The sequence below is a fragment of the Kitasatospora sp. CB02891 genome (genome assembly GCF_002803145.1).
GTDB lineage: Bacteria > Actinomycetota > Actinomycetes > Streptomycetales > Streptomycetaceae > Kitasatospora > Kitasatospora griseola.
This window is the reverse complement of the sequence record NZ_NNBO01000014.1, coordinates 181,032-198,012: the sequence shown is the minus strand read 5'-3', so window position 1 is coordinate 198,012 and position 16,981 is coordinate 181,032. Positions and strand designations below refer to the sequence as shown.

Annotated in this window: 17 protein-coding genes; 6 read left to right on the top strand and 11 right to left on the bottom strand. The window is 73.4% G+C overall.

The window, feature by feature from the left end; genetic code table 11:
- The first annotated feature begins 113 nt into the window (after positions 1 to 113).
- Entirely contained in the window at positions 114 to 914 is an 801-nt protein-coding gene (locus tag CG736_RS27655) for an enoyl-CoA hydratase/isomerase family protein (protein WP_100588878.1), read from the top strand.
- Positions 915 to 1,129: 215 nt separating this feature from the next.
- Here the strand turns inward: CG736_RS27655 and CG736_RS27650 are convergent, their stop codons facing one another.
- Entirely contained in the window at positions 1,130 to 1,699 is a 570-nt protein-coding gene (locus tag CG736_RS27650; RefSeq protein ID WP_100588877.1) for a DNA-3-methyladenine glycosylase I, read from the bottom strand.
- On the bottom strand, positions 1,696 to 2,169 hold the full coding sequence (locus CG736_RS37205) for a DivIVA domain-containing protein (RefSeq protein ID WP_198520634.1): 474 nt from the start codon (positions 2,167 to 2,169) through the stop codon (positions 1,696 to 1,698). The genes CG736_RS27650 and CG736_RS37205 overlap by 4 nt, the downstream gene beginning before the upstream one ends.
- A gap of 207 nt (positions 2,170 to 2,376) precedes the next feature.
- Here CG736_RS37205 and folP point away from each other — a divergent pair, with 207 nt between their 5' ends.
- Positions 2,377 to 3,189 (top strand): dihydropteroate synthase, encoded by an 813-nt coding sequence (gene folP / locus CG736_RS27640; RefSeq protein ID WP_043916791.1) that lies wholly within the window; start codon positions 2,377 to 2,379, stop codon positions 3,187 to 3,189.
- A 17-nt stretch (positions 3,190 to 3,206) separates the two neighbouring features.
- Here folP and CG736_RS27635 read toward each other — a convergent pair whose 3' ends face one another.
- Together CG736_RS27635 and dapE are read right to left on the bottom strand one after the other, a co-directional pair.
- Positions 3,207 to 3,989: a TIGR00730 family Rossman fold protein gene (locus CG736_RS27635; RefSeq protein WP_100588876.1), complete on the bottom strand. Its 783-nt coding sequence runs from the start codon at positions 3,987 to 3,989 to the stop codon at positions 3,207 to 3,209.
- An 81-nt stretch (positions 3,990 to 4,070) separates the two neighbouring features.
- Complete coding sequence (gene dapE / locus CG736_RS27630; protein ID WP_100588875.1) at positions 4,071 to 5,144, bottom strand: succinyl-diaminopimelate desuccinylase; 1,074 nt, start codon at positions 5,142 to 5,144, stop codon at positions 4,071 to 4,073.
- A 158-nt stretch (positions 5,145 to 5,302) separates the two neighbouring features.
- On the opposite strand from dapE, the gene CG736_RS27625 reads away from it, so the two are divergent.
- Together CG736_RS27625 and CG736_RS37200 are read left to right on the top strand one after the other, a co-directional pair.
- Positions 5,303 to 6,256: a hypothetical protein gene (locus CG736_RS27625; protein WP_100588874.1), complete on the top strand. Its 954-nt coding sequence runs from the start codon at positions 5,303 to 5,305 to the stop codon at positions 6,254 to 6,256.
- A 353-nt stretch (positions 6,257 to 6,609) separates the two neighbouring features.
- The gene (locus CG736_RS37200) at positions 6,610 to 7,320 is read left to right on the top strand and encodes a hypothetical protein (protein WP_198520633.1); all 711 of its coding nucleotides are present in this window, start codon (positions 6,610 to 6,612) and stop codon (positions 7,318 to 7,320) included.
- A gap of 70 nt (positions 7,321 to 7,390) precedes the next feature.
- Here CG736_RS37200 and dapC read toward each other — a convergent pair whose 3' ends face one another.
- Entirely contained in the window at positions 7,391 to 8,536 is a 1,146-nt protein-coding gene (dapC, locus tag CG736_RS27615; RefSeq protein WP_100588873.1) for a succinyldiaminopimelate transaminase, read from the bottom strand.
- A 17-nt stretch (positions 8,537 to 8,553) separates the two neighbouring features.
- A complete protein-coding gene (gene fdxA / locus CG736_RS27610) occupies positions 8,554 to 8,880 on the bottom strand; it encodes a ferredoxin (protein WP_030061559.1) in 327 nt (108 codons plus the stop codon).
- A gap of 259 nt (positions 8,881 to 9,139) precedes the next feature.
- Here fdxA and CG736_RS27605 point away from each other — a divergent pair, with 259 nt between their 5' ends.
- Together CG736_RS27605 and CG736_RS27600 are read left to right on the top strand one after the other, a co-directional pair.
- Positions 9,140 to 10,024 (top strand): GNAT family N-acetyltransferase, encoded by an 885-nt coding sequence (locus tag CG736_RS27605; protein WP_369880581.1) that lies wholly within the window; start codon positions 9,140 to 9,142, stop codon positions 10,022 to 10,024.
- A gap of 50 nt (positions 10,025 to 10,074) precedes the next feature.
- Entirely contained in the window at positions 10,075 to 10,944 is an 870-nt protein-coding gene (locus CG736_RS27600; protein WP_100588871.1) for a transglutaminase-like domain-containing protein, read from the top strand.
- Positions 10,945 to 10,975: 31 nt separating this feature from the next.
- Here the strand turns inward: CG736_RS27600 and CG736_RS27595 are convergent, their stop codons facing one another.
- The 5 genes from CG736_RS27595 to CG736_RS27575 form a co-directional block, all read right to left on the bottom strand.
- Complete coding sequence (locus CG736_RS27595; RefSeq protein ID WP_369880580.1) at positions 10,976 to 11,605, bottom strand: response regulator; 630 nt, start codon at positions 11,603 to 11,605, stop codon at positions 10,976 to 10,978.
- 10 nt (positions 11,606 to 11,615) lie between these two features.
- Entirely contained in the window at positions 11,616 to 12,848 is a 1,233-nt protein-coding gene (locus CG736_RS27590) for a sensor histidine kinase (protein WP_100588913.1), read from the bottom strand.
- Positions 12,849 to 12,856: 8 nt separating this feature from the next.
- Positions 12,857 to 13,579 (bottom strand): ABC transporter permease, encoded by a 723-nt coding sequence (locus CG736_RS27585; RefSeq protein WP_043915901.1) that lies wholly within the window; start codon positions 13,577 to 13,579, stop codon positions 12,857 to 12,859.
- Positions 13,576 to 14,538 (bottom strand): ABC transporter ATP-binding protein, encoded by a 963-nt coding sequence (locus CG736_RS27580; RefSeq protein WP_100588869.1) that lies wholly within the window; start codon positions 14,536 to 14,538, stop codon positions 13,576 to 13,578. Before CG736_RS27580 ends, CG736_RS27585 begins: the two co-directional genes overlap by 4 nt.
- A gap of 121 nt (positions 14,539 to 14,659) precedes the next feature.
- Positions 14,660 to 16,777, bottom strand: a complete 2,118-nt coding sequence (locus CG736_RS27575; protein ID WP_100588868.1) for a S9 family peptidase — start codon at positions 16,775 to 16,777, stop codon at positions 14,660 to 14,662.
- Between the last annotated feature and the right edge of the window lie 204 nt (positions 16,778 to 16,981).

Sequence of the window (16,981 nt, the reverse complement as noted above, 5' to 3'; positions counted from 1 at the left end):
ACGTCGCACTCCGACACGCCCTCCCGGGGTGCGCCACCTCACACTCCCCCACCCGGCCGCACTCCGGCATGCTGTGCCCACGACAGCCCACCGCGACCCGGGAGCCCTCACCGATGTCCGACACCGTGCGCTACCACCGCGACGGCGCCCTCGCCGTCCTCACCATCGACCGCGCCGACGCCATGAACGCCCTCGACGTCGCCACCAAGGTCGCCCTCCGGGACGCCGTCACCACCGCCGCGACCGACCCCGACGTCCGCGCCGTCCTGCTCACCGGAGCCGGCGAGAAGGCCTTCTGCGTGGGCCAGGACCTCAAGGAGCACCTCGGCCACCTGCACCACCAGCAGGAGACCGGCGAGAGCGCGCTGCGCACCGTCGCCGAGCACTACAACCCGCTGGTCCGCGCCCTGGCCGGCATGCGCAAGCCCACCGTCGCCGCCGTCAACGGCATCGCGGCCGGCGCCGGCGCCTCGCTCGCCTTCGCCTGCGACTTCCGGATCGTCGCCGACACCGCCGGCTTCAACACCTCGTTCGCCGGCGTCGCCCTCACCACCGACTCCGGCGCCTCCTGGACCCTCCCCCGCCTGGTCGGCCACGCCCGCGCCACCGAACTCCTCATGCTCCCCCGCACCGTCCGCGCCGACGAGGCCCTCGCCCTCGGCCTCGCCACCCGCGTCGTCCCCGCCACCGAACTCGCCGCCACCGCCCACGAGTTCGCCCTCACCCTCGCCAACGGCCCCACCTTCGCCTACGGCGCGATCAAGGAGTCCCTGGCCTACGCCGCCTCCCACTCCCTCACCGAACTCCTCGACAAGGAAGAGGAGTTGCAGACCGCCGCCGGCAACAGCGAAGACCACCTGATCGCCGTCAACGCCTTCGTCGCCAAGGAAAAGCCCACCTTCGTGGGCAAGTAACTCCCCCCACGGCACACCCCACCGGGCTCCACCACAAAACCGCGCCCCCGGCAAGCGCCCGAGGCGAAGCCCGAGGCGAAGCTGCAACCCCGCGCCCCGTCAGGGGCGCGGGGAACTGCGCGGGGCGGAAGGCATCCTGGGTGAGGTCCGTGGACGGCGGGCTGTGGCTGCTGGGGCGGGCACGGCAACCAGGTGGTCGTTCACCAAAAAAAGCCTCAGCGGGCGTGGCAGTCCACCAGGTGGTCGTTCACCAGGCCGCAGGCCTGCATCAGTGCGTAGGCGGTGGTCGGCCCCACGAAGCGGAAGCCGTTCTTCTTCAGTGCCTTCGCGAGCGCGGTCGATTCGGCCGTCACCGCGGGCACCTCCGCCAGGGTCTTCGGGGCGGGGCGGTCCGGATCGCCGGCGTGGTTCCAGATGAGCGTTTCCAGTTCGCCCTCGCCGAGGTCGATCGCGGCTCGGGCGTTGGCGACGGTCGCGAGGATCTTCGCCCGGTTCCGGATGATCCCGGTGTCGGCCATCAGCCGCTCCACGTCGGCGTCCCCGAACTCCGCGACCTGTTCGATCGAGAAGTCCCGGAACGCGGCCCGGAAGCCTTCGCGTCGGCGCAGGATGGTGATCCAGGACAGCCCGGACTGGAACGCCTCCAGCGAGATGCGTTCGAACAGGGCCTGGTCGCCGTGGACCGGCCGGCCCCATTCGGTGTCGTGGTAGACCCGGTAGTCGTCCGTCGAGTCGCCCCACGGGCAGCGCAGCAGCCCGTCCGCGCCGGGTACCGCACCGGTCACGAGCGGTCACTCTTCTCGGAGCCGGCGGAGTCGGCAGCCTCGGCGGAGTCGACACCCTCGGCACCCTCGGCGGAGTCCGCCGCTCCGGCCGCGTCCTCCGACGGCTTCTTCTCCAGCACGGCCGTGAACGACTCCAGCCCGGGCAGCGGCTCCCCGGCCGCGCCGCCGGTCGCCGCGACCGAACCGCGTACCGCGCCGACGGCCTCCAGTTCGGCGATCTTCGCGTCGCGGAGGGCGAGTTCCGCGCCGAGGCGGTCGAGGACGTCGTCGACCTCGTCCATGCGGTAGCCGCGGAGCGCCATCGGGAGGCGGAGTTCGTCGACGTCGGTCCGGCTGAGCGGACGGTCCTGCGGGAGGCGGGCGGTGAGGCGGTCGCGTTCCGCCTCGGGGAGAGTCCCGCCGCCGCCCAGTGCCACCAGTGCGGCACCGCCGACGACCACGGCCATCGCAACCACGATCACCCAGAACACGAGCTGTCCTCCGTCAGTCCCCGGCAGTTCCCGGCTGTTCCCGTTTTCCTGGCAGTTCCCGTCGGCTTCGGCCCTCTGGCGGGATCAGGTGGGATCATGGTCCCGTACAGGCCGGGGCCCATCATTGCACCCGGGAGCGCTGAGGAGGAGACACCGGTGGCACTACGCCTCGGCACGCGGGAGTTCGGTCCGGACGAGTTGGTCGTGATGGCGATCGTCAACCGCACTCCGGACTCGTTCTTCGACCGGGGGGCGACCTTCGCCGACGAGGCCGCGTTCGCCGCGGCGGACCGGGCGATGGCCGAGGGTGCGGCGATCCTGGACATCGGCGGGGTGAAGGCCGGGCCGGGCGAAGAGGTCACCGTCGAGGAGGAGTTGCGGCGCACGGTGCCGTTCGTGGCGGAGCTGCGCAAGCGGCATCCGGACGCGGTGATCAGCGTGGACACCTGGCGGCACGAGGTCGGCGAGGCGGTCTGCGAGGTCGGCGCGGATCTGCTGAACGACGCCTGGGGCGGTTTCGATCCGCGGCTCGCCGAGGTCGCGGCCCGGTTCGGCGCGGGCCTGGTGTGCACGCACGCGGGCGGCGCGGAGCCGCGGACCCGTCCGCACCGGGTGGGGTACGAGGACGTGATGGCGGACATCCTGCGGGTGACGGTGGGGTTGGCCGAGCGGGCGCTCGAACTCGGGGTGCGGCGCGACGGGTTGATCATCGACCCGGGGCACGACTTCGGGAAGAACACCCGGCATTCGCTGGAGGCGACCCGTCGGCTGCCGGAGATGACGGCGACCGGGTTCCCGGTGCTGGTCTCGTTGTCGAACAAGGACTTCGTCGGCGAGACGCTCGACAAGCCGGTGGACGAGCGGCTGCTGGGTACGCTGGCCACCACCGCCGTCTCCGCCTGGCTGGGCGCGCAGGTCTACCGGGTGCACCAGGTCGCGGAGACCCGGCAGGTGCTGGACATGGTGGCGTCGATCCGCGGCACCCGTCCCCCGGCGGTCGCCCGCCGGGGGCTCGCCTGACGGTCCGTCGACGGCTGTCAGGCCTGGGTGCCCTGGGGCTTGCGGGCCTCTTCGAGGACCTTGAGCACCTCGGCGACGTCGTCGGTGACGTGGAACAGGTCCAGGTCGTCCGGGTTGGCCTTGCCCTGGGCGACCAGGGTGGACCTCAGCCACTCGACCAGTCCGCCCCAGTAGGCGCTGCCGAAGAGGATCACCGGGAACCGGGTGACCTTCTGGGTCTGCACCAGGGTGAGCGCCTCGAACAGCTCGTCCAGGGTGCCGAGCCCGCCGGGGAGCACCACGAAGCCCTGGGAGTACTTCACGAACATCGTCTTGCGGACGAAGAAGTACCGGAAGTTCAGGCCCAGGTCGACGTACTCGTTCAGGCCCTGCTCGAACGGCAGCTCGATGCCGAGGCCGACGCTCAGCCCGCCGCCCTCGACGGCGCCCTTGTTGGCGGCCTCCATCGCGCCGGGGCCGCCACCGGTGATCACCGCGTAGCCGGCTTCGGCGAGCGCCCGGCCGATCTCCACGCCGGACTGGTACTCGGCCGAGTCGGGCTTCGTCCGGGCGGAGCCGAACACGCTGATCGCGGTGGGGAGTTTGGCGAGCGCGCCGAAGCCTTCGACGAACTCGGAGGTGATCCGCAGCACCCGCCACGGGTCGGTGTGCAACCAGTCGGTCGGCCCGGTGGTGTCCAGCAGCGCCTGGTCCGTCGTCTTCGTCTCGACCTGGTCCCGGCGCAGCAGCACCGGGCCCTTGCGCTTCTCAGGAAAGGGCTTCCTGGCCCTGCGGACGGGTTCATCTCCGTTGGCTGTCATGACGAAACCCTACGCCTGACGAGGCAACTTTCCGAGGAACAACGGGAAACGGCTGCCCGTCCGCCAAAGGCCGTGGGGCGGCTACGCGGTGAGCCAGGCCCGCAGCCGCTCCTCGACCTCGGCGATCGCGCTCAGCGAGCAGTGCTCCTCGCGCTTGTGGGCCAGGTTCGGGTCGCCGGGGCCGTAGTTGACGGCGGGGACGCCGTGCGCGGAGAACCGGGCGACGTCGGTCCAGCCGAACTTGGCCCGCGGCTCGCCGCCGACGGCGGCCAGGAAGGCCTGTGCGGCGGGCTGGGAGAGGCCGGGCAGGGCGGCCGGCGAGGCGTCCGCGATGTCCAGCTGGTAGCCGTCGAAGACCTCCCGCAGGTGGTCCTCGGCCTGCTCCAGGCTGCGGTCGGGGGCGAACCGGAAGGCGACGTGGATCCGGCACTCGTCGGGGATGACGTTGCCGGCGACGCCGCCGTCGATCCGGGTGGCGTTCAGGCCCTCGCGGTACTCCAGGCCGTCGATGACGACCCGTCGGGGCGTGTAGTCGACCAGCCGGCGCAGCACCTCGGCGGCCTTGTGGATGGCGTTGTCGCCGAGCCAGCTGCGGGCGGCGTGCGCGCGGACGCCGGTGAGCGTGATGTCGGCGCGCAGGCTGCCCTGGCAGCCGCCCTCGACGACGGCGCCGCTGGGCTCCATCAGGACGGCGAAGTCGCCGGCCAGCCAGTCCGGGTGGGTGGCGAACAGGTGGCCGAGGCCGTTGCGCTCGGCCTCCACCTCCTCGCAGTCGTAGAAGACGTAGGTGACGTCGTGGTTCGGCTCCACCACCGTGGCGGCGAGCCGCAGTTGGACGGCCACGCCGGACTTCATGTCGGAGGTTCCGCAGCCGTAGAGCAGGTCGCCCTCGACGTGCGAGGGCACGTTGTCGGCGATCGGGACGGTGTCCAGGTGCCCCGCGAGCACCACCCGCTGGGACCGGCCGAGGTGGGTGCGGGCGACCACGTTGTTGCCGAACCGGTCGACGGTGAGGTGCGGGTAGGCCCGGAGCGCGGCCTCGACCGCGTCGGCGAGAGCGGTCTCCTCGCCGCTGACGGACGGGAAGTCGACGAGGCGGGCGGTCAGCGTGCCGCCGTCGACGGTCAGGTCGAGGGGCTGGTTCGGGCTGCTCATGGCGGCCACCCTACCGAGCGGCCGGACGGCCCGGCGGGCGGGCACGCAACCGCGCGGACCCGTACGGCCGTCCGAGCGGTTACGGTGTCCGCGAGCGGTGCGGGCCCGTTGCGGGCCGCTGCGACCGGACGACGACGGACGACGAGGGAGGGGCCACGGTGGCCACAGACGCCGAGTACGCGGGGGGTGGCGCGTCCGAGCGCCGTCGGCGGCCGTGGCGACGGATCCTGGTGGGGGTGCTGGCGCTGGCGGTGGTCGGCGGCCTGGTGGTGTGGCTGAACCGCGACAAGATCACCGTCCCGGACGAGGGCTGCAAGGTCGCCACCCCGGCGGGTTCCGGAACGCTGGAGCTGGGGGCGGCGGCGAACGCGGCGACCATCACGGCGGTGGCGATGTCCCGCGGCCTGCCCGAGCGGGCGGTGACGATCGCGCTGGCGACCGCCATCCAGGAGTCCAAGCTGCGCAACCTGGAGGGCGGCGACCGGGACTCGGTGGGCCTGTTCCAGCAGCGTCCCTCGCAGGGCTGGGGCACCATCGAGCAGATCATGGACCCGGTGTACGCGACCAACAAGTTCCTGGACGCGCTGGTGAAGGTGAACGGCTACGCGCAGATGCCGCTGACCGACGCCGCCCAGCAGGTGCAGCGCAGCGGCTACCCGCAGGCGTACGCCAAGCACGAGAACAACGCGACGCTGCTGGCCACGGTGCTGATGGGCCGTGAGCCGGCGGCGCTGAACTGCGTGGTGCACCAGCTGCCGGAGCCGGACTCGGCGGCCCCGCCCGCCGCCGGCGCGGCCGACCGGGTGCGCCGGGAGTTCGGCAAGGCGGTGACGGTGGCGTCCGCCGAGAAGGCGGCCAAGGACCCGCGCGAGGTGCTGGCGTTCACCCCGCAGCCGACGGCGAGCACCGCGGGCGCGGGCGGCACCCAGCAGACCGGCTGGGCACTGGCGCAGTGGTCGGTGGCGCGGGCTGCGGACCTGGGCATCGGGCAGGTCGCCTACGACGGCAAGGTGTGGCGGGTGGACCGGCCCAACGACGGCTGGAAGCCGCTGGCGGGCGCCCCGACGGACCGGGTGCTGGTGACGCTGGGCGCTCCGGCGAAGAAGAAGTGACGGCGCCGACGGTGCGTTGACGCACAGGTGCGCGGGTGACGGCCCACCGGGTGATTCGCGTCAACTCCCGCTGACGGCGCGGCAGTCGGCGGGCCGCCGACACGCCGGTCCGCCGGGCGGGCGGCAGGCGCCTTCCCCGCCAAGGGAAGTGACGATTCTTCAGCGGTCGCATCGTGGACGATCCGACCGGTTTGCCGGAAAGCGGATCGTCCGATCTTTGCCAACCCTTGACCTTGACCGGCCGAAACCTTCCCGGTGCTCTTGCGGTCATACACGTCGCCCGCGGGGCGAGACCGGACAGCCGTTCCGGCCGTCCGCCCGGCGGACCGTAGACCTCACCTCTTAGGAGCACCATGTCCCTCCCCCTCACGCGCCGGATCGCCCAGGCCGCGCTGCTCGTCGCCGCCACCGCGGCGCCGCTCGCGGCCGCGGGCGCCGCCTCCGCCACCGAGGTGGTCCCGCAGACCGACCTGGGCGCCGGAGTGACCAAGCTGGCCGACGTCCCCAACTCGGGCGACACGGTGCAGGGGGCGACCCACGAGCTCGGCCAGATGGTCGGCACCACCGGCAGCGCGGCCCTCGCCGCGGGCGGCCCGGCCGCCGGCGACGCGGCCGGCAACACCGTCGCGCACGCCCTGCCCTCCACCGACGACGCGCTCGGCCACCTCGGCCCGGCCGCCAAGGCCGACCAGCTGACCGGTGCGCTCGGCACGCTGTCCGACCGGGTCGTCCCCGCCGTCGAGCAGAAGGTCGGCCCCGCGGTCACCGACAAGGTCGTCCCGGCCGCCCGCAAGGCCACCGCCGCCCCGCTGCAGACCGTTGCCAAGGGCCTGCCGGTCGACCGCCTGGCGAAGGGCCTGCCGGCCGCCGAGAAGCTCGCCCCGGTGCTCTCCGCCGCCCAGTCGCTGCCGCTCACCAACACCGTCACGGGCTTGGCCGAGCACGAGTCCGCCAACCGCCTGGGCGGGACGCCCGCGCTGGGCGGCGGCAACAGCCCGCTGGGCAGCCTGCTCGCCGGCACCCCGCTCGGCGGCCTGCTCGGCGGTCACCTGCCGGTCGGCTGACCCACCGCACCGCACACGCCGAAGGGGCGGAGCCGACCGGCTCCGCCCCTTCCGCACGCCTGACGCGGGCTCAGCGCTTGAGCCGCTCCACGGCGGCCGCCACCCGCTCGTCGGTGGCGGTGAACGCCACCCGGACGAACCGGTCGCCCGCCGGACCGTAGAAGTCGCCGGGCGCCACCAGGATGCCCAGCTCGGCGAGTTCGGCCACGGTCTCCCAGCACGGCCGGTCCTGGGTCGCCCACAGGTACAGGCTCGCCTCGGAGTGCTCGATCCGGAACCCGTACGCCTCCAGCGCGGCCCGCAGCGCGCCGCGCCGCCGGGCGTACCGCTCCCGCTGCTCGGCGACGTGCGCGTCGTCGGCGAGCGCGACCGCGGTGGCCGCCTGCACCGGCGCCGGCACGATCATGCCGCCGTGCTTGCGGATCTCCAGCAGCTCGCGGACCACCACCGGGTCGCCGGCCACGAACGAGGCCCGGTACCCGGCGAGGTTGGAACGCTTGGAGAGCGAGTGGACGGCCAGCAGCCCCTCGTGCGAGTCGCCGCACACCGACGGGTGCAGCACCGACACCGGCTCGGCCTCCCAGCCGAGTTCGAGGTAGCACTCGTCGCTGACCAGCAGCACCCGGTGCGCCCGGGCCCACTCGACGGCGCGGCGCAGCTCGTCCGCGCCGAGCACCCGTCCGGTCGGGTTGGACGGCGAGTTCAGCCAGAGCAGCCGGACCTTGCTGCCGTCCAGCTCGTCGAGGTCCCCGTACGCGACCGGCTCGGCGCCGCAGAGCAGCGCGCCGACCTCGTAGGTGGGGTAGGCGAGCTTCGGGTAGGCGACCTGGTCGCCGGGGCCGAGGCCGAGCTGGCCGGGCAGCCAGGCCACCAGCTCCTTGGAGCCGACGGTCGGCAGCACCGCCTCGGGGCCGATCTCGGCGCCCATCCGGCGGTGGAGCCAGCCGGCGATCGACTCGCGCAGAGCGAGCGGGCCCCACACGGTCGGGTAGCCGGGCGTGTCGGTGTGCGCGGCCAGCGCCTGCTGGATCAGCTCCGGCACCGGGTCGACCGGGGTGCCGACGGAGAAGTCGCACAGCCCGTCCGGGTGGCCCTCGGCGGTGCGCTTGTACGGTTCGAGCTTGTCCCACGGGAAGACCGGCAGGCGGTCGGATACGCGGCGCGCCGCCCCCGGGTGGCCCGGGAACGGCGCGTGCGTGCTGTCGTTGGTGCTCACAGCGTGGATGCCACCGATCAGTGGTCGGCGTTCTGCGGGGGCAGGGCCGCGATGAACGGGTGGTCACGCTCGATCAGGCCGAGCTTGGAGGCGCCGCCGGGCGACCCCAGGTCGTCGAAGAACTCGACGTTGGCCTTGTAGTAGTCCTTCCACTCCTCCGGAGTGTCGTCCTCGTAGAAGATGGCTTCGACCGGGCAGACCGGCTCGCACGCGCCGCAGTCCACGCACTCGTCCGGGTGGATGTAGAGCGAACGCTCACCCTCGTAGATGCAGTCGACGGGGCACTCCTCGATGCACGCCTTGTCCTTCACGTCGACACAAGGCTGCGCGATGACGTAGGTCACGCTGTCGTTCCTCCTCGGAAGGGCTGCCGCCCTACTGTTTACTCGGTCGCGCGGTGCGCGCGGCGTCGTCGATGCCCGCACCTAGTATCGCGGGTCGAGGGACGCAAATGCACAGGAGGTGCGATTGATGGCTGGCGGAGCACCCATCGAGGCCCGTCCGGAGGTCCGGATAGACCCGTCTGACGTGGGAAAACGCGTCTCGGTACGGCGTGTTGACGGCGTGGCGGACGGACGGCCGGTATTCCGCGATGTGATCGGCGTGCTCACTGCTTGGGACGACGACGCGTTGACGGTCGAGTCCCGCGGCGGCGTGTCGGTACGCTTCGCCGCCGATCTGCTGGTCGCGGGCAAATCCGTGCCCCCGTTCCCGGCCCGGTACACCTCGATGCCCGGCATCACCCCGACGGAGCTCCAGCGCACCGCGGCCCGGGGCTGGCCCGCCGTCGAACAGCAGCCGCTCGGCGACTGGGTGCTGCGCGCCTCCTCCGGCTTCACCCGGCGCGCCAACTCGGTGCAAGCCCTCGGCGACCCCGGCCTGCCGCTGGCCGAGGCCCTCGACCGGGTCCGCGACTGGTACGCGGCCCGCGGCCTGCCCGCGCACGTCGAAGTGGTGGACGGCGCCTCGCCGCCCGACCTCACCGCCGAACTCGACCGATCGGGCGCCCCGTTGGCCCCGACCACGGTCCGCACGGCACGGCTCGGCGGACTCACCAGGGCGGCCGCGCCGGACAGCTGGCGGCAGGTCCGGCTCGCCCGCACCGCCGACCGCGACTGGCTGTCGCTGTACCGCCGGGTGGGCGACGACCCGGCCCTGGAAGCCGCCGCGCGCGCCGTCCTGCACGGCGGACCGTCGGTCTGGTTCGCCCACGTGCCCGGCCCGGACGGCGCCCCGCTGGCCATCGGCCGGATGGCCGTGGACGGCGCCTGGGCCGGCCTCTCCGCGATCGAGGTCGTCCCGGCGGCCCGCCGTCGGGGCCTGGCCACCACCCTGATGGCGGTGCTCGCCGCGCGCGCCGCCGAAGAGGGCGCCACTGCCGCCTACCTGCAGGTCGAGACCGACAACCACGGCGCGCAGGCGCTCTACGACCACCGGGGCTTCACGACCAGTCACACTTACCACTACGCCCGCCTCCCCCAGCGGTAGCGTGCACCACCTGAACCGAGCCACGACCCGCTGCCGAACCGAAGGCCGCAGTGACCGAGCAGAGCAGAACCCGCTTCCGAGCCGAGGCCCGGGCCGAACACCCCGACCCGGTGCTGCTGTGCCTGCTCGCCGCCGCCGAGCACACCCTCGGCGACCCCGGCGACAGCGCTGAACCGCCCGACCTCGACGCCGTCCTGAGCGCCTGTCGGACCGCCCTCGACCGCCACGCCGCGGCCATCCGGCAGGCCGTCGCCGAACGCCGCCCGCACGGCCCCGAGGAGACCGCCGCGCTCCTCGCGGCGGTGCTCGGCGGCCGGGAGCGCTTCCACGGCCGCCAGTCCGACTACCGGCGGCTGGAGTCCTCCCTCCTCCCGGAGGTGCTCCGCCGCCGCCGCGGGCTGCCCATCATGCTCTCGCTGGTCTGGACGGCCGTCGCCGCCCGGGCCGGCCTGACCGTCCACGGCATCGCCCTGCCCGGCCACTTCATCGTCGCCGTCGGCGACCCGGAGACCGGCCGCGACTACGTCCTCGCCGACCCCTTCCACGGCGGCCGCCTGCTCGACGTCCCCGACGTCGAACGCCTCGTGGCCGCGGCCGGCCACCGCTTCACCCCCGACCTGCTCACCCCCGCCCAACCGCTCGACACCGTGCTGCGCGTCCTCGGCAACATCCGCCACTGGGCCGCCGAACGCCCCGAACACGCCCGCACCCAGCTCTGGGCCGCGGAACTCGCCCTCCTGCTCCCCCGCCACCCCGCGCAACTCCGTCTGGAGCGGGCCGAGTTGCTGGTCAAGACCGGAGACTTCCTGGGCGGCGCCGCCGAGCTGGACGCGTACGCGGAGATCCTGGACGCGTTCGACCCGGAGAGCGCGAGGCGCGTGCGCCAGGAGGCGAAATCGGCGCGGCACCGCCTGAACTGAGGAGGAGCACCACCAGAGGCGGTGCAGCCTCCTACAGCCAGCCCTTTTCGCGCGCGACCCGTACCGCCTCCGCGCGGTTCCTCGCCGCTGTCTTCTGGATCGCCATCGACAGGTAGTTCCGGACCGTCCCCTCGGAGAGGTGCAGTCGGGCGGCGATGTCCGCGTTGACGGAGCCGTCGGCCGCCGCGGCCAGCACGTCGCGTTCGCGCGGGGTGAGCGGGTTCGCGCCGTCCGAGAGCGCGGCGGCGGCCAGTTTCGGGTCGATGACCTTCTCGCCGCGCAGCACCCGCCTGATAGCGTCGGCGAGCTCCGCGGCCGGCGCGTCCTTGACCAGGAACGCGTCCGCGCCGGATTCCATGGCCCGGCGGAGGTAGCCGGGCCGGCCGAAGGTGGTGGCGATGACGACCTTGGTCTGCGGTCGGACGCGGCGGATCTCGGCGCAGGCGTCGATCCCGGTCATGCCCGGCATCTCGATGTCGAGGACGGCGACGTCGATCCGGTGCTCCGTCACGGCCGCGGCGACGGCGTCCCCGCGCGCGACCTGTGCGACGACGTCGAGGTCGTCCTCGAGCGAGAGCAGCGCGGCGAGCGCCTCCCGCACCATGCTCTGGTCCTCCGCGAGGAGTACGCGTACCTGCTGGTTGACCGTTCCGTCCGTCACGGGGCGCAGCCTATTCCCCGCTGGGGCCGGGTCGCAGGGGGACGAGGGCGCGCAGGCGGAAGCCCTTGCCGCGGTTGGCGGGGCCGGTGTCGAGGCGGCCGCCGACCTGTTCGAGGCGTTCGCGCAGGCCCGAGAGGCCGTTGCCGGGGAGGGCCTTGCCGGGGCCGGGACCGTTGTCGACGATCTCCAGGACGGCGTAGCGGCCGTCGTCCTCCCAGGTCTCGTCGAGGTGGACGGTGCAGCGGGTGGCGCCGACGCCGTGCCGGACGACGTTGGTGACGGCTTCGCGCAGGGCCCAGGCGAGGGCGCCGGTCTCCTCGGTGCCGAGGTCGGGGCGTTCGTCGGCGAGTCGGGGGTCGGCGTCGAGTTCGATCTGACTGGCGCTCAACGCGGTGCGGGCGGCGGCGAGTTCGACCGGCAGGGTGGGGCGGCGGAAGCCGCTGACGGCCTCGCGGACGTCGGTGAGCGACTGCCGGGCGACCTGTTCGATGTCGGCGACCTGGGCGCGGGCCTCGGCGGCTTTCCCGGCGTCCATGAAGCGGCCGGCGAGTTCGCTCTTGATGGCGATCAGCGAGAGCGAGTGGCCGAGCAGGTCGTGCAGGTCGCGGGCGAGGCGCAGCCGTTCCTCGGAGGCGGCGAGGTGGGCGACGGCCGTCCGGGCTTCGCGCAGTTCGCGCATGGTGGCGACCAGGCGCTGCATGCCGTACATGGCGAAGCCGGCCAGCAGGCAGGGCAGTCCGACGGCGACCAGGGTGGTGTGTTCGGCGCCGGTGGCGAAACCGATCAGCGCGAAGACGGCGGTGACGGTGCCGACGCCGACGAGGGCCTTGCGGCCGGGCAGGACGAGGGCGGCGCAGACCGAGGTGTAGGTGAACAGGGTCAGCCAGGCCTCGCCGAGGCCGATCGAGGTGCCGACGGCGATGCCGAGGATCAGGGCGAACGGCAGGTACTGCCTGGAGCTGCCGATCCGGCGGGTGTTGCGGATCACCACCAGCGACATGTAGGCGGCCAGGAAGACCACCAGCAGGGCCGCTCCGGCGACGGTGCCGGCCGTGGTGTGCTGACCGGTCGCCAGGTCCTGGACGGGGTACAGCAGGTAGAACGCCCAGACGGACGTCCACATCAGCTTGACGAGCAGCTGCCGGCGGGTGTCGACGGGCGCGCCCGGGTACGTGGTCCAACGGCCGTCCGGCCCGTCCTCCCCGTTCTGGTCGGGGCGGCGGGCCGGGCCGGTGCTCTGCATGCGGGCCATCATGCCTGCTGCGCGTCCTTGCGGTACAGGTAGGCCGCGGCGGCGGTGAACAGCGCCAGGAAGCCGGCCAGGGCGGCGATCGCGGAGCCTGCGACGCTCTGGCCGTGGATGAACGAGGCCAGCTGGTTGTAGTCGTAGACGGGGTTGAACCGGGCGTAGGTCTTCAGCGAGTCGCCGACCGGGAACCAGGTGCCGCCGAACAGCGCCATCAGCATGTAGACGATCATCACGACGGGCTGGACGGCGTCCGGCTGGGCGGCGTAGCCGAGGGCGACGCCGAGCGCGGCGAACACGAAGCTGCCGAGCCACAGGGCAGCGGCCAGGCCGAGCCACTGGACGGCGGTGAGGTCGACGCCCTCGATCGCGCCGATCACGAAGACCACGGCGATGGCGGGCAGGGTGGTGACGGCGCAGGAGGCGATCTTGCCGAGGGTGTAGGCCCGGCCGGGCAGGGCGGTGAGCCGCAGTTGCCGGGTCCAGCCGCTCTTGCGCTCCAGCGAGATCCGCTGCGCGGAGCCGGTGAGGACGGCGCCGACCGCGCCGAAGGTGGCCATCGAGACCATGAAGTAGGACTTGACGGAGACGCCGCCGGCCACGGTGCCGCCGCTGCCGTAGGCGCTGATGAAGAACACGTACAGCAGGGCCGGGTAGAGGACGGTGAACATCAGGTACCGCTTGTTGCGCAGGGTGCGCAGGATCTCCAGCTTGATCAGGGTGGTCATCGCGCGCTCGCCTCTGCTTCCTCGTCGTCCTTGTCCCGCTCGCCGGTGATGGTCAGGAAGGCCTGCTCCAGGCCGAGGGTGGTGACCTCCAGCCCGCGCGGGTACAGGCCGGCCTTGTAGAGCGCGGCGACGCCCGCGTCGGCGTCGGTGGAGCGGATCCGGACGGTGTGCACGCCGTCGGCGCGGGTGCTGACGTCCAGTCCGACGGTGCCGGGCAGGGCGCGCAGCAGGGCCTCGTCGAGGGCGCCGCCGTCGGAGGGGTGCAGCTCGAAGCCGATCCGGCGGGCGCCGGCCTTGGCCTTGATCTCGGCGGAGGAGCCGTCGGCGATCAGCCGGCCCTTGTGCAGGACGAGGACGCGGTCGGCGATGGAGTCCGCCTCCTCCAGGTAGTGGGTGGCGAACAGCACGGTGCGGCCGGCGTCGGCCTGGGCGCGCATCGCGGCCCAGAACTGCCGGCGGACCGAGACGTCCATGCCGGTGGTGGGCTCGTCCAGCACGATCAGGTCGTTGGCGCCGGCCACCGCGAGGGCGAACCGGACGCGCTGTTCCTGGCCGCCGGAGAGCTTGTCGACCCGGCGGTCGGCGATCTCGGTGATCCCGGCGGTCCGCAGCACCTCGTCGGGCGCGTGCCCCTTGGGGTGCACCTTGCAGGCGAGGGCGACCACTTCGCGGACCTTGACGTCGCTCATCAGGCCTCCGCTCTGCAGCATCGCGCCGACCCGGCCGGCGGTGATCGCCTGGCGGGGGGTGCCGCCGAACAGTTCGACGGTGCCGCTGTCGGGTTCGCGCAGGCCGAGCAGCAGGTCGAGGCTGCTGGACTTGCCCGCGCCGTTCGGGCCGAGCAGCGCGACCGTCTCGCCCGGTCGCAGGACCAGGTCGAGTCCGTTCACCGCCTTCACCCGGCCGTAGCTCTTGCTGACGTTCCGGAAGGCCGCGACCTCCCCCGTTCCCGTACCCATCTGTCTCTCAGTCCCTTCGGAGCCGTTTCGCTGCGACTCCTCAAGACTCCTCGGAACGGGGGTGGCGGCGGCAGTGCGCACCGTCGTGACGTCCGCATGACGGATGTCACGGGTGCGCCCGTTACGCGATGCCCAGCGCGTCCTTCAGGAACTGCACCTGGAGCAGCAGCAGGTTCTCGGCGACGTCCTCCTGCGGCGTCATGTGGGTGACCCCGGACAGCGGCAGCACGGTGTGCGGGCGGCCGGCGGCGAGCAGCGCGGTGGACAGCCGCAGGCTGTGCGCGACCACCACGTTGTCGTCGGCGAGGCCGTGCACGATCATCAGCGGCCGGCGCAGCGAAGGCGCGAGCGCCACCACCGAGTTGGCCTCGTACGCCTCGGGTTCCACCGCCGGGTCGCCGTAGTAGCGCTCGGTGTAGTGGGTGTCGTACAGGTCGTGCTCGGTGACGGGCGCGCCGGCCACCGCGGCGTGGAACACGTCGGGCTCGCGGAGCACGGCGGCGGCGGCCAGGTAGCCGCCGTAGGACCAGCCGCGGATGGCGACCCGGCCGAGGTCGAGCGGGAACTCCTCGGCGAGCGCGTGCAGCGCGTCGACCTGGTCGGCGACGGTGATCTCGGCGGTGCGCCGGTTGATGGACTTCTCCCAGGCGGGGCTGTGCCCGGGGGTGCCGCGCCCGTCGGCGACGATCACCGCGAAGCCCTGGTCGGCGAACCACTGCGAGGTCAGGTGCGGGTTGTGCGCCTGCACCACGCGCTGCCCGTGCGGGCCGCCGTACGGGTCCATCAGCACCGGCAACTCCCCGTCCACGTCCGGGTCGTAGCCGGTGGGCAGCAGCACCGCGCAGGGGATCCGGCGCTCGCCGGCGAACCGGAACACCGGACGGGCGGCCAGCAGCGGGGTGTCGGCGAAGGAGGCGATCACCAGCGGCTCGGCGCCAGCCCGCAGCACGGTGACGGTGGTTCCGGGCCGTCGCGGGTCGGCGGTGGTGAGCACGGTGGTGCCGCCGCCGCGCACGGCGCCGAGCGCGCCGTCGCCGAGCTCCCGCACGCCCTCCGGCCCGTGGGTGAAGACGCCGAGCCAGCCGGCCGGGCGACGCTCGAACTCGGCGGCACCGCAGGAGGCCGAGAACAGCACCTGCTCGCCGTCCAGGCCGAGCACCGAGCGGACGTGCAACTCGGCGTCGGTGACGGCCTGTTCGCCGACCACCAGGACCCGGGCGCCGTCGTGGTCGGCGATCCGCACCAGCTGCCCGTCGGCGCGCCGCACCGGGACGCCGGCGAACAGCTCCAGCCAGTCCTCGTCCTGCTCGGTGAGCAGCACGGTGGTCGCCCCGGTGCTCGGGTCGACCTCCAGCACCAGCTGTTCGCGCTGGTCACGGGCCTGCACCTGGATCAGCGGCGAACCGCCGGCCGACCAGTGGACGCGGGCCAGGTAGGGGTGGGCGGCGTGGTCCCAGCGGACCTCGGTGCGGGCGCCGTCCAGGCCGAGCAGCCACAGTCCGACCTCGGCGTTGGGGGTGCCGGCGGCCGGGTAGGCGATCTCGACCGGCGGGCGGTCGGGGTTGGCGGGGTCGGCGATCCACCAGCGGCGCACCGGCGTGTCGTCGACCCGGGCGGCGAGCAGCGCGCCGCCGTCGGGGGCCCACCAGTGGCCGCGGTCGCGGCCCATCTCCTCCTGGGCGATGAACTCGGCCTGCCCCCAGGCGACGCCCTCCCCGTCGGGCCCGGCGAGCAGCCGGTCGCCGCTGCCGTCGAGGGCGGTCACCCGCAGCTCGCCGCTCGGCGTGGCGTACGCGACGTGCTCGCCGTCGGGGCTCGGCCGCGGGTCCAACAGCGGCGTGGCGGCGGGCAGTTCGCGGGCCTCGCCGGTCTCCACCGCGACCGCGAACAGCCGCCCGGAGAGCGCGAAGACAGCGGTGCGCCCGGCGGCGTCCAGCGCGTAGCCGACGATTCCGGCGGAGGTCTCCCGGCTGCGTTCGCGGCGGGCCCGCTCGGCGTCGGACAGCTCCTCGGCGCCGCCGCCGAGCAGCGCCGCGGGGTCGGCGAGCACGGTCTCGGCGCCGCTCGCGACGTCCAGGCTCCACAGCAGGTTGGCGGGCGCCTCGACGCCCCGGGAGCGCAGGAACAGCACCCGGGCGCCGTCCGGGGTGACGGTGAACGACCGGGGCGCGCCGGTGGTGAACCGGTTGGTGCGCGCGTACTGCCGGGGGAAGGTGTCGTGCGGCTTCTCGGTGGTCATGGCGCAGACCCTAAGCCCTGCCCGCGGCGTGGATCACTCGGACGGCGCAGCCCGCCGCCGCGGCGGGCTGCGGCCGTTCGGACCGCCCCTGACCGGCGGCGCTGTGCCCGGACGGGCCCGCCGCGACACCCCGGGAGGGGTCACGGAACGTCACTCGACGGTCACCGATCGGGTATCAGTTGACCATCGTTCCGCCCGCTGCCC